The organism is Pseudomonas sp. SR18 (assembly GCF_023701505.1).
GTDB classification, from domain to species: domain Bacteria; phylum Pseudomonadota; class Gammaproteobacteria; order Pseudomonadales; family Pseudomonadaceae; genus Aquipseudomonas; species Aquipseudomonas cyclaminis.
In genome coordinates this window covers 111,548-123,239 of the sequence record NZ_JAMQAU010000001.1, presented here as the reverse complement: position 1 = coordinate 123,239, position 11,692 = coordinate 111,548, and the positions used below count along the sequence as shown (strand labels likewise).

The following is an 11,692-nucleotide window of genomic DNA, read 5'->3' as shown; positions in this document are numbered from 1 at the left end:
CGAACGGCCGCCCCGGTATAAAAAATCAAATTATTTTTTAAAACAATATTTCCGCCGTGGAACCCTTTATGGTCGCGAAGAAACTCAGCGCTCCAAACATTACCAAGACTCGATTGCTGGATGCGACAGAGGCGCTCTTTATTAAGTACGGTTATGACGCGGTGTTGTTACGGCAGATTACCGAGCGTGCCCAGGTGAACCTGGCTGCCGTGAACTACCACTTCGGGGACAAGGACTCCCTGATGAAGACCCTGCTGATGCAACGCCTGGAGCCGCTCAACGAGCAGCGCCTGGAGCTATTGGCACGTTGTGAAGCCGAAGCCGATGGCCCCCTTGATTGCGACACCTTGCTCGGTGTGCTCTTCGCTCCGGCCATGGGCCTGGAGCGCAGCGATCCGGCCAGTGCCAGTGGGGAAGGGCGTTCGTTCATTCGTTTCCTGGGCCGTGTGTACAGCGACACCTCACCGTTTATCCAGGAATACCTCAAGGTGCATTACCAGCCGGTGTTCCAACGCTTTTTCGAAGCCTTCGCCCTGGCCTTGCCGGATTTGCCGCGCAACGAACTGGGTGTGCGCCTGCAATTTGCCCTCAAGGCGATTTCCGGGGTGATGGCCGGTACCGAGCTGCGCCTGTTGATGAACTCCATGAGCCTGGGCCGCCCGGCCACCGACGCTGAGGTGATGGCCAAGCTGATCACCCTGGTCTCGGCAGCGATTCGTGTCCCGCAGCAAAGCCCCGAGGCAGAAACCGCGTTGGCCAGGGTGCTGGACACCCAACGGGCGATTCGCGAGCAAGCCTCTGCACCTGTCGGCAAAGTCGCGCGCTAGATCAAATCCCAGGCAAAAAAAAGCCCGCTGGGGCGGCGGGCTTGATATGCAACATTTGTAACGGATGAGGCTTTACAGTACGGCCTGGGATGTGAATAAAACGTGAAAAAAATGTAAGAGAAAGTGTGAAAGTGTTGACGTGGACAAATGCGTCAAATAGCCATTTCTTAGATCTTCCAACGCCCGGCACTCTTGGCCAGCCGCTGACGCATGGCATCAATATTCGCCGCCAACTGTAGCGTCAACAACCGGTAGCCATCCAGCGCGCTGTAGACCGGCGCATCCAGCGCAGGCTCGTTCAGGCCGGCATGGCTCGGCCGCTCCAGCCGCTCCGTCACTCCGGATTTCAAGGCCCGAGCCATTCCCACCAACTGCACCCGTATCTGCCGGTGCTCGGCTTTCAACATCACCTGCATCCGCGCCGTCGCGTGTTCATCACGCGGATCCGGCCGGGTGTTGCCGAGAATCTCCAGGGTGCTGATGCACATGCGCAGGTGGCGCTGGATTGCGTCGAGTTCGGTCATGGACACTCGCACTTCCTTGGACACCGACGGCATCAGCGAACGCAGTTGCACCATCGCCGCATTCAGGCGGTTAAGCAGTTTGAGGTGTTCATCATCGGTGACCGATTGGCCATTGATGATCCGGCTGTAAATCGCCGCACAATCACGCAAGGCGCTGGCCAGGTTGTAGCGCCACGAGTACACGGCGTACAGCGGCAGGGCGAAGGAAAACGCCAGGGCCAGCACGATGCCGATAAGGATATCCACCGTGCGCCACAAGCCATCCGAGATCGGATTGTCTCCGTGGCCGGCGACGATAAATACCGTGATCGCCGACAGCAGCGCGATGTAGCCGCCCTTGCCGATGGCGTGATATGAGAAGAATCCGCACACCACCGACATCAACAAATAGGTCAGCAGTGGCTGGCCGAAGTAGGCCTGTTGCACCACCAGCAGCAGGCCGACGCTGGCGCCGATCAAGGTGCCGTAGGCGCGCTCCACGGCTTTCTTGCCGATATTGCCGTGGTGCTGCAAGCCACCGATCACGATCAGCATGGTCACCGAGGCCCATTCGCCATGGGGCAGGTTGATGCCGGTGGTCAGCAGGATCGTCGCCAGCAGGCCGATGGACACACGCACGGCGTGGATCAGCTTGGCGTGGCGATAGCGGCGGTACGGGTCGAGCAGCGGGCGCAACAGGCGCCGAGCGAAGAGTGGCAGATTCATCAGTATTAAAGGGGCCTCGGTTCAGGAGATGTACACAATCCAAACGTGGGAGCGGGCTTGCCCCCGATGGCGGTGGATCAGTACCGCATGTATTGGCTGGTCCACCGCTATCGGGAGCAAGCCCCCTCCCACACAGTGAGTCGTGCAGATGTTAGAAGATGTAATCGGTGGTCAGGAAACTCGAATCACGGTTGCGCAGAATGTCGCTGACCAGCGCCTTGTTGCTCTCCTGGAACTTGGTGGCCACCAAGGTGCGGATCGAGAACACGCGCAAGGCGTCATGCACTGACAACGTGCCCTCGGCCGAGTTCTTGCGCCCGTTGAAGGGGAAGGTGTCCGGCCCGCGCTGGCATTGGGCGTTGATATTGATCCGGCCAACCTGGTTGGCAAAGGTGTCCACCAGGCGCCCGACGGCCACGGCGTTGGTGCCGAAAATACTCAATTGCTGGCCGAAGTCCGAGTCGAGCACGTATTCGATCACCGTCTCCAGGTCGCGGTAGGGCACGATTGGCACCACCGGGCCGAACTGTTCTTCGTGGTACACGCGCATCTGCGGGTTCACCGGGTACAGCACCGCCGGGTAGAAGAAGGACCCACGGCTGGTGCCACCGTTGGCATTCACCACCTGGGCGCCATGCTGTTGCGCATCGGCCACCAGTTCGTTGAGGTAGTCCACCTTGCCCACTTCCGGCAGCGGCGTCAGCGACACGCCGTCTTCCCATGGCATGCCGGGTTTGAGGGTCGCCAGTTTGGCGTTGAATTTCTCGATAAAGCGCTCGACGACATCCTCATGCACAAACAGGATTTTCAACGCGGTGCAGCGCTGGCCGTTGAAAGACAACGAGCCGGTGAGCGCCTCGCTGACGGCATTGTCCAGGTCGACCTCGGGCAGCACGATGCCGGGGTTTTTCGCGTCCAGGCCCAGGGCGGCACGCAAGCGGTGCGGCTTGGGGTGCAGTTTTTTAAGGTCGCTGGCGGCTTTGTTGGTGCCGATGAACGCAAAGATATCGATCTTGCCACTGGCCATCAGCGCGCTGACGGTCTCGCGGCCACTGCCGTAGATCACGTTGATCACCCCGGCCGGGAAGCTGTCGCGAAACGCCTCCAGCAGTGGGCGGATCAGCAGCACGCCGAGCTTGGCTGGCTTGAACACCACGGTGTTGCCCATGATCAGCGCCGGGATCAGCGTGGTGAAGGTCTCGTTGAGCGGGTAGTTGTAGGGGCCCATGCACAACGCCACGCCCAGCGGCACACGGCGGATTTGCCCGAGGGTGTCCTGTTCCAGCTCGAAGCGGCTGCTGCGACGGTCCAGCTCCTTGAGCGCATTGATGGTGTCGGTGATGTAGTCGCAGGTACGGTCGAATTCTTTCTGCGAGTCCTTGAGGTTCTTGCCGATTTCCCACATCAACAGCGTAACCACGACATCGCGCTGTTCACGCATGCGGCGCAAAAACGCTTCGACATGCTGGATACGGTCCGCCACGCGCATGGTTGGCCATTCGCCCTGCCCCCGGTCGTAGGCGCGCACGGCGGCATCGAGGGCGGTGAGGGCGGTCTCGGCGTCCAGCAGCGGCGTGCTGCCGATCACCACGCGGCGCTCGCCCAACTGTACCGGGCTCTGCACCTGGGCCAGCGGGCCGCTCCATACCCTTAACTGGCCATCGACCAGGTAATCACGCTGCTCAATGGGTGCTTCAAGCCGGAATTGCTCGGGAATGTCGGCCACGGACGTGGGGAAAAGTTGGGCGAGCAGGTTGCTGGTGGTCATGTCGCTACCCCTGGAATAGTTGCAAAACATGACTAGAGAGTCACCCAACAGAGGGCTCTATGGCAAGGCTTGTGCGCTTTGCAGTACGCACCGCGCCTTGCGCCGGGTAAACTGCGCGCCTTTCTTGAAGGAGTTCACATGAGTCAGTACCAGCCGGGCATTCTTGCCGCACCGGTGCCTTTGCAGGCACGCCATCTGTTTTTTGCCGTGGATACCCTGGCAGCCGTACCTGCTGCGCTGGACGCGTTGGTGCAGTTGACCGATTCGGCGGCAGTGGTCGGGTTTGGCGAGCCGCTGGTAAATGCACTGGGTGCGACGGTTGACGGCTTGCGCAGCTTTCCAACCGTGAGCGCGCCGGGCGCGCACAATCCGTCCACCCAGCAGGCACTGTGGGTATGGCTGCACGGCGTGGATCGCGGTGAACTGCTGTTGCGCAGTCGCGCTTTTGAGAAGGCCCTGGCCCCAGCGTTCAGCCTGGTGCAATCAACCGAAGGCTTTCGCTACAAGACCGGCTTCGACCTCACCGACTACGAAGACGGCACCGAAAACCCTCACGACGACGCCGCCGTTGAAGCCGCCTTGACCGACAGCGGCGCCAGCTTCGCCGCGATCCAGCAATGGCAGCACGACCTCGACGGCTTCGCCGCCTTGCCTGCCCAAGAGCGCGACCACATCATCGGCCGCCGCCATGGCGACAACGAAGAGCTGGAAGACGCCCCCGAATCCGCCCACACCAAACGCACTGCCCAGGAAAGCTTCACCCCGGAAGCCTTCGTGGTGCGCCGCTCGATGCCATGGGCCGAGAACGGCCAGGCCGGGTTGATGTTCCTCGCGTTTGGCCATTCGTTCGATGCATTCGAAGCACAACTGCGCCGCATGAGCGGGTTGGAAGACGGGATTGTCGACGGGTTGTACCGCATCAGTACGCCGTTGACCGGTGGTTACTACTGGTGCCCGCCGGTTATTGGGGGGCGACTGGACCTGAGCGCGCTGGCAGGCTGATTTTCCCTTTCAGTCGAAGTCATAAAAAACGCGTCATCGCCTACCCGGTCATGGCGCGTTTTTTATGGCTGTGTATCCACTGCCTGTTGTTCTGCACTTAGGGAAGTGCCTGTCTTTATAAAGCGAACCTTCCGACATTCGCCACGGATAGCAACTCTTTACTCTCTGTGACTTCGCCAATCCAGGGACTTATGGATGTCTCTGGGTTGCCCTATTGCAGACATCGAGTGAAGCACCATGGCGAATTTGTTTTCTCGTCTATTTGATCTCTTCGGCCCTGGTAGGGAAGAGCCGATTTACGTGTCGGACCCTCCGACGCGGCAGACGTCCCCGGCTCCGTCTCAACCGTTTGCGCAGTCACGTGACGACGCACTGACTCCACTGAAAAACTGGAGCCACCCCTTCAAGGACAAGAGCAATCCATTACTGCAAGTGACCCAAATGGCCAAGGCAGCCGCGGGTTACTACCCATTGGGCCGCAATGGCCTTTGGCACGGCGGGGTGCATTTCGACAGCGGCACAGCCGGTACCCTGGATCAATCCAGCGTGCATTGCCTGGCGGACGGTGAAGTGGTGGCCTATCGCATTGATGAACTCTCGCCGACCACCCCTTATTTCACTGAAGAACGGTGTGTACCCAAGCCCTTCTCACGCAACTTTGTGCTGGTCCGCCATCGCCTCGAAGCGCCCAGGATTGAGGGCAGCACGGATGCACCACCGAGTCTGATCTTTTATAGCCTGTATATGCACCTGCAGGACTGGGCGGTTTACCGGAGTGACCGTTCCATCCTCCGCCCGGCATTTTGGCCCGAGGGGCTGAGCCGCCAAGTCAAGACCACGGTTAGCGACGTACGCGCAGGCCCTCCTGAGCAACGTGGCCTGAATGTGCGTAACCAGGCGCGGGGCGGCAAGGTATTGGCGCTGCTGCCACGGGGCGCAGAGGTGACCGTCAGCGGTGAGGGTGAATACCGCAAGCTGGAAAACACCAGCGGACCAGATGTACTGAAAAATGCCGACGGCTCACTGCTCGGTTTCCTTTCGGTTGACTATCTGGTCCCCATTGTTGGGGATGAGTATCGGGTCAAAGCGACTCCCTCACTGCGTGTGCGTGCCGAAGCGAACACCAGCAGCGCCGTCCTTATGGAGTTGCCCGATGGCACGGAAGTCACCGTCAGCGGGGAAGGCAGGCTCCGCAAGTTGGAGCGTGTAAATCAGTATGTGCATTTCAACTCGCTGGAAGGCGCGCTGGAACCCATAGCTGACCGCATTGTGGTCCTTGATAAACCCATCGCGATCAAGGCTGGCGAGTTGATCGGTCATATTGGCGAGTATCAAGACGGCAGTGCCGAGTACCCGGAAAAGAAGTTGCACCTGGAAGTGTTCAGTGCCGACCACATGGAGCCATTTATCGAGTCAAGCCGGGCCTGGGCGCAACGACTGCCCGCCGCCGGCAAGACCTGGCTGAAATTCTCCAAGGGCACCGCTGTGGTGACGCATCAGGAGCGTTTCAACACCACACAACCACCCACACTCAGCGCTGCCAGCATACCCAGTGATGCTGATCTGCTGGTGCCCAAGAGCCTGATTGACGGCTTGCCGCCAGACAAAAAAATCGTCGTCAGCGCAACGCCAGACCGAAGCGCCTGCAACTGGTATCGACTTGATGGACTATTCCACGACGCAAACGGTGCATTACTCGATGGTTGGGTGCGTGAAGAAGTGGGTGTCACGCCGTGGTTCAGTCCGTGGTCATGGGAGGGCTACGACGTCGTCTTCAACTATGACTCGCCTCGGCAAACCCTGGCATCCTTTTTTCGAGCGGTGGGTCGTTTCAGTCAGCAGCAACTCGAACGCTACAGTAACTTGGCCGATAAGTCGGATAACGGGCGTATGAAGAATCGCCTTTACGACATCATCGATCGAGACCGTGATGGAGTGGTGACGGCTGAAGAGTTGCAGGCGGCGATTGCTCTACCGGCGCACGCGCAGTCGCTGTCGCAACTGATCATCCACTACGAAAGCGAGTGGCGCCACGAACCCCATAAGTGGGACGCACTGGACGATGTAGTGGGGCATAGCGGCTCGACTCCACTTTTAAACTGGGTGGCGGAAAAGGAGCGGATCAGGGAGATCAGTTGGTGGAATGAGGTGGCGCAGGGAGTTGGATTGCCGGTGGATGGGCAGGTTTATTACTTGCATCCGGTGGGGTTGGTGGGACAGTTTCTCACGAGGAATGGGTGCGCTTGTGGCTGTTGCTTAGAGATTAAGTTTTCTAGATACAGGTGGGTTAGAAAGAGGAGAGGATATCCTGATGAGACGTATTATGGGCCCGTATACCATGGGACCAAGAAATTAAATAAATTTGCAGGTTGGGAGGACTTGATCAGTAAGGGAAAAGCAACGGCGGATGAAAAGGCCATTGTAATTGCGATGTCATCGAATGAAGGGGCTATGGATGCAATTCAAGCTTGGGATTGGCAAACATTTAGTGCTGGGGCGATGCAGAAAACTGTCACTCCTGAAGGTTACGGAGAGTTACCCAAGCAGATAAGTGAATTTCAAGCAGATAACCCGGATTTATTTGAAGAGATTTTTGCACGGTGTGGTTGGTCCATCAGGCAAGAGGCTAATGGGAAAAGAATTTATTACTCGTCCAGAGACACGGGGAATGAATATATAACTGGAAAGGCATTGTACGACTTTATAAAAAAAGACTTTGGTCAAAATGACTCTGAGTTCCCAAAAACGTCAGAAGCTCTGGCTTCGATTGCGAGTGCGATGCTTCATGACGAGTTCCAGAAGAAACAAGTGGTTGATTTTATTGCTCGAATGAGGGTGGCTCTCTTGAAGTTACCTCTTGATTACGTTAATCCCGCAAGTGACTTCTTTCAGTCAAGACTCGGACGTGCTCTGGTTCTTGATCACGATGTGAACGCGCCCGGCAACGTGCCGCGTAGCCTCAAAAGTGCGATTGACATATTGCTTAGTCGCCACCCTGGGTTGAGCTCAGACCCTAGCCAGTGGGAAGAGAATAGCCAGCAATACGAAAAAGAGTTAATAGAGATTTATGGCCCCTCTCGTAGCATGAATTCGCCAAGCGAGCGCTACGTGCATCTTCGAAGTTTGTTATGAGGAGTGCTGTGATGAGAAGTTATATTTTGTTTGCTTTGGCTGCTTTAACTTCCTCAGGGTTAATGGCAAAAGATCTTCAGGGTGTATTCGGCTCGCTGGTTTATTCGGATGATGGGTTGGGGTCTTTAGTGTATAAGTCGAGCGCAGGAGATGTTTTTGAAGTATTTGATGAGGGGTTGAGCTTTAATTACGATGGCCGATATGGCTCTGGAGATCTATCGCCTGATAAATCCTTTTCAATAGTTAATTTTTCTGAAGTGGGTGTAGGTGAGGATGGTTTGAGTAAGAAGTATCTTTGTGCGTTTGTAAGAATGTCTGATGGTTGTGTTGTTGATGTGTCTGTCGGAGAGCAGTGTGGAGGGAGTTGGGGTGGCGCTAGTCAATGGAATAGTTCACTAAGTAATGGATATGATTTCATTAAGGACGCGCCAACGATCGATAAGGTCTACAACGACTATGCTTCCGGACGGAAAGACCTGATTCAGGTTTCCTCGCCTAGAGTCCTTGCATATTTTTTAGAGGGGACAGCTTTTGACAATATTCTGGCTTGTGATCCACCCCGTGATGTGAATAAAGAGACATATCTTGATATGTTGGAGCTGTTGGCGCATGACGGAGATACCATCAATTTTTTCAAGTTGAAAACTGCGATGAATAAAGCAGGTATGCTGCCTAAAAATACAGAATTATCTGCTAGGGTGGATATAAGCGGTTGGACTCAAAAGTCAATTGTTTCAGAAAGAGCTTACTTGTACATGTCACCTTCTTCGCTAGGGGTTACCAAGGCTTATCTGATTCGGGGTGATGTCGTTGCTATTTACTTAAAGTCGATAAATTCTTTTGTTGAAGTTCGCTATCAGCAAAAAGGAGGACGCCTGATAGAGAAGTGGGTGCGATGTCAGGATGTTGATTTTTGTGAGCCGAAAGAGAACTTAGAAGTGCAATAGCTTCCATAAAGGAAAGGGGTTAATTCAGCTCGCATGGAAAAATAGTTATGCAGCCTATGCCGATTATAGGAGGTTTGGTGGTCAGGCCACCACGACTGCGACCTAGAGCGTGATCGGCAGGTTCATCGGCCCCCTTTTATGAAAATTTCGACAGCCACGCAATTCCCCACTGAAAAAAAAACCATCAACCCGTAATCTAAACGCCTTCACCATCCTGTCCGGATCGTTAATGTCTTCTGCCGCCGATGGCCTGCCCCTCAATAAACGCCTGCCGGCCGTAATTGCGATCTCCTTGGGGATCGGCATGGCGACCCTGGACACGGCCATCGTCAACACGGCATTGCCTACCCTGGCCGAGGGGATCGGCACCGATTCGGCCTCGGTGATCTGGGTGGTCAATGCCTACCAGCTGGCGATTATTGCCACGGTGCTGCCGTTTGCGTCGCTGAGCGACGTGCTTGGGCATCGCCGCGTTTACCTGGGCGGCTTGCTGCTGTTTATCGTCTCGTCGCTGTTTTGCGGGTTGGCCGGTTCGTTGGAAACCCTCACCGCGGCGCGGGTGGTGCAAGGGTTGGGGGCAGCGGCGATCATGAGCGTGAACACGGCGTTGCTGCGGCATATCTACCCGTCGAAAATGCTCGGGCGCGGCCTCGGTTACAACTCGTTGGTGGTGGGGTTGGCGTTTACCTTGGGGCCGACTGCCGCGTCGGCGATCCTGTCGGTGGCGACGTGGCATTGGCTGTACCTGATCAATGTGCCGCTGGGGTTGTTGGCCCTGGCACTTGGCGTGCGTTCATTGCCGACGCTGCCCATGACCGGGCACGCGTTCGACCGACTGGCGGCCGTGTTATGTGCAGGTTTGTTCGCTTTGGTGGTGTTGGGCCTGGGCACGGCGGTGCACGGTGCTCAAGCCGCACTGACCTTGGGCTTGATTGCCGTGGCGCTGCTGTGCGGCGGGTTATTGCTGCGTCGCCAGGCCGGTCATCCGGCGCCGATGCTGGCCCTGGATCTGTTCAGGCGGCCGGTGTTTGCCTTGTCTTCTGTTACCGCGATCTGCGCCTTCAGTGCCCAGGGCCTGGCCTTTGTGTCGCTGCCGTTTCTGCTGCAGGCAGTACTCGGCCATAGCCAGGTGGAAACCGGTTTCCTGATGACGCCGTGGCCGGCCGTGGTGGCCGTGATGGCGCTGGTTGCCGGGCGCCTGGCCGACCGTGTGTCCCTGGGCCTGCTGTGCGGCATCGGCTTATTGATGTTGAGCTTGGGGATGGCCGCGTTGGCCACCTTGGGCAGCGGCGCGTCGGCCTTCGATATCGGTTGGCGCATGGCGTTATGCGGTGCCGGGTTTGGCTTTTTCCAATCGCCCAATCTCAAGGCCTTGATGACCAGTGCACCGCTGGCGCGCAGTGGCGGGGCCAGCGGCATCGTGGCGATTTCACGCTTGCTGGGGCAGACGCTGGGCGCGTCGCTGGTGGCGTTGTGTTTCCATCTGTCACAGGCCGGCGGTCCGCACGCGGCGTTGTGGCTGGGCTGTGCCTTTGCGCTGGTAGGCAGCGTGGCCAGTGGTTTGCGTGTGCTGCCTTATGGGAAAAAGACGTAACGGGCCGTTGTAAAACGCGGTTCAGAGAGGCTACCTTGGCGAGCTGAATATTTCGGGATGTTTCAGGTTTATGTCCAGCCAGGCTCAACGCACTGCCGACACCACCTCCCGCCGCGCCGCGTTGACCCTGGCGTTGTGCCTGCCCAGCGACGTGTTGCTCTACCTGTTGCTGCCCATGGAATCCCAGGCCTTCGGCATCACCCTGGCCCAAGCCGGCGTGTTGCTGGCGGCCAACCGTCTGGTGCGGATTTTCGGCTACCGGCATGTGCTGAATTTCTATGCGCGCAACGGTGATCGCCTGACCTGCATGATCGCCGCCGGTGCCGCTACGCTGTGTGCCTTGGGCAACTCGGTGCTGTCCGGCTTCGCTGCGTTGCTCGGACTGCGGCTGGTGTGGGGCTTGTGTTTTGCCGCGTTGAACCTGTCGACCCAAGTATTGGCCACCGCTGAGCCGGAGGGCGCCGCACGTCGGGCCGGGCGTTCGAGGGCCTTGATCGCCTGGGGGCCAATGCTGGCGTTGCCGCTCGGTGGGTGGCTGACGCTGTGGGCCGGGCCGCGTCCGATCTTTGTGATACTCGCCGGTTGCTGCCTGGCAGGCCTGTGGATGGCGCGTGGTTTGCCCAGCGCCGGGCATGATTTGCACAGCACACCGGGGCGGCGCTTCAAGTGGCCGGACAGCGTGGCACTGTGGTCGTTTATCGAGGGCGTGGCGCTGGATGGGCTGTTTATCTTTGGCCTGTCGATCCAGGCCCAGAAAATCCTCGGCGGTGACGCGGTGTTGATTGCTGGCGGCTTGATGGCCCTGCGCTATGTCTCGGAGATGCTTCTGAGCCCCTTGGGCGGTCGTGCGGCGCAGCGGTTCGGCGCTACCTCGATGTTGTTGCTGTTTTCGTTTCTGAGTGCCTTGGCCTTGAGCGCTTTCGGCAGTTACTGGGTGATTATCGGTGCGGCGGCGGTGCTGGTGCTGCGTGCGTTGCAACTGCCCTTGGTGACCACCTTGGTCGCCGAGCGCAACCCCGGTTCGATGCGGGTCTCGGCGCTGGCGTCGAATGCGGTCTGGCGCGACATCGGTGCGGGCCTGGGGCCGCTGCTGGCGGGTTTGCTTTTGCCGGTGGCCTCGGCGCCGCTGGTATTTGGCGTGGCCGGGGCGGCGATTGCGGTGAGTGCGCTGTTCTGCTGGCGGGGCAGATGAC

Annotated in this window: 8 protein-coding genes; 6 read left to right on the top strand and 2 right to left on the bottom strand. The window is 58.0% G+C overall.

From position 1 onward, the window contains the following. Positions 1 to 68: 68 nt before the first annotated feature. On the top strand, positions 69 to 827 hold the full coding sequence (locus tag NDJ82_RS00635; protein WP_099583281.1) for a TetR/AcrR family transcriptional regulator: 759 nt from the start codon (positions 69 to 71) through the stop codon (positions 825 to 827). Between the two features lie 167 nt (positions 828 to 994). Here the strand turns inward: NDJ82_RS00635 and NDJ82_RS00630 are convergent, their stop codons facing one another. Both NDJ82_RS00630 and NDJ82_RS00625 read right to left on the bottom strand, forming a co-directional pair. Then, the gene (locus tag NDJ82_RS00630; RefSeq protein ID WP_250924761.1) at positions 995 to 2,056 is read right to left on the bottom strand and encodes an FUSC family protein; all 1,062 of its coding nucleotides are present in this window, start codon (positions 2,054 to 2,056) and stop codon (positions 995 to 997) included. Between the two features lie 151 nt (positions 2,057 to 2,207). Continuing rightward, complete coding sequence (locus NDJ82_RS00625) at positions 2,208 to 3,824, bottom strand: NADP-dependent glyceraldehyde-3-phosphate dehydrogenase (RefSeq protein WP_250924760.1); 1,617 nt, start codon at positions 3,822 to 3,824, stop codon at positions 2,208 to 2,210. Between the two features lie 138 nt (positions 3,825 to 3,962). On the opposite strand from NDJ82_RS00625, the gene NDJ82_RS00620 reads away from it, so the two are divergent. The 5 genes from NDJ82_RS00620 to NDJ82_RS00600 all read left to right on the top strand — a co-directional run bounded on the left by NDJ82_RS00620 (position 3,963) and on the right by NDJ82_RS00600 (position 11,691). Then, complete coding sequence (locus NDJ82_RS00620; RefSeq protein WP_099583892.1) at positions 3,963 to 4,826, top strand: Dyp-type peroxidase; 864 nt, start codon at positions 3,963 to 3,965, stop codon at positions 4,824 to 4,826. 237 nt (positions 4,827 to 5,063) lie between these two features. After that, positions 5,064 to 7,958, top strand: a complete 2,895-nt coding sequence (locus NDJ82_RS00615; protein WP_250924759.1) for an SH3 domain-containing protein — start codon at positions 5,064 to 5,066, stop codon at positions 7,956 to 7,958. Between the two features lie 11 nt (positions 7,959 to 7,969). Continuing rightward, positions 7,970 to 8,905: a hypothetical protein gene (locus tag NDJ82_RS00610; protein ID WP_250924758.1), complete on the top strand. Its 936-nt coding sequence runs from the start codon at positions 7,970 to 7,972 to the stop codon at positions 8,903 to 8,905. 229 nt (positions 8,906 to 9,134) lie between these two features. Then, on the top strand, positions 9,135 to 10,499 hold the full coding sequence (locus NDJ82_RS00605) for an MFS transporter (RefSeq protein ID WP_250924757.1): 1,365 nt from the start codon (positions 9,135 to 9,137) through the stop codon (positions 10,497 to 10,499). Between the two features lie 70 nt (positions 10,500 to 10,569). Continuing rightward, on the top strand, positions 10,570 to 11,691 hold the full coding sequence (locus tag NDJ82_RS00600; protein WP_112195912.1) for an MFS transporter: 1,122 nt from the start codon (positions 10,570 to 10,572) through the stop codon (positions 11,689 to 11,691). The last annotated feature ends 1 nt before the right edge of the window (position 11,692 follow it).

Coding starts and splice junctions, on each gene's coding strand:
- NDJ82_RS00635 (WP_099583281.1), top strand. CDS start 69: ATGGTCGCGAAGAAACTCAGCGCTCCAAACATTACCAAGACTCGATTG.
- NDJ82_RS00630 (WP_250924761.1), bottom strand. CDS start 2,056: ATGAATCTGCCACTCTTCGCTCGGCGCCTGTTGCGCCCGCTGCTCGAC.
- NDJ82_RS00625 (WP_250924760.1), bottom strand. CDS start 3,824: ATGACCACCAGCAACCTGCTCGCCCAACTTTTCCCCACGTCCGTGGCC.
- NDJ82_RS00620 (WP_099583892.1), top strand. CDS start 3,963: ATGAGTCAGTACCAGCCGGGCATTCTTGCCGCACCGGTGCCTTTGCAG.
- NDJ82_RS00615 (WP_250924759.1), top strand. CDS start 5,064: ATGGCGAATTTGTTTTCTCGTCTATTTGATCTCTTCGGCCCTGGTAGG.
- NDJ82_RS00610 (WP_250924758.1), top strand. CDS start 7,970: ATGAGAAGTTATATTTTGTTTGCTTTGGCTGCTTTAACTTCCTCAGGG.
- NDJ82_RS00605 (WP_250924757.1), top strand. CDS start 9,135: ATGTCTTCTGCCGCCGATGGCCTGCCCCTCAATAAACGCCTGCCGGCC.
- NDJ82_RS00600 (WP_112195912.1), top strand. CDS start 10,570: ATGTCCAGCCAGGCTCAACGCACTGCCGACACCACCTCCCGCCGCGCC.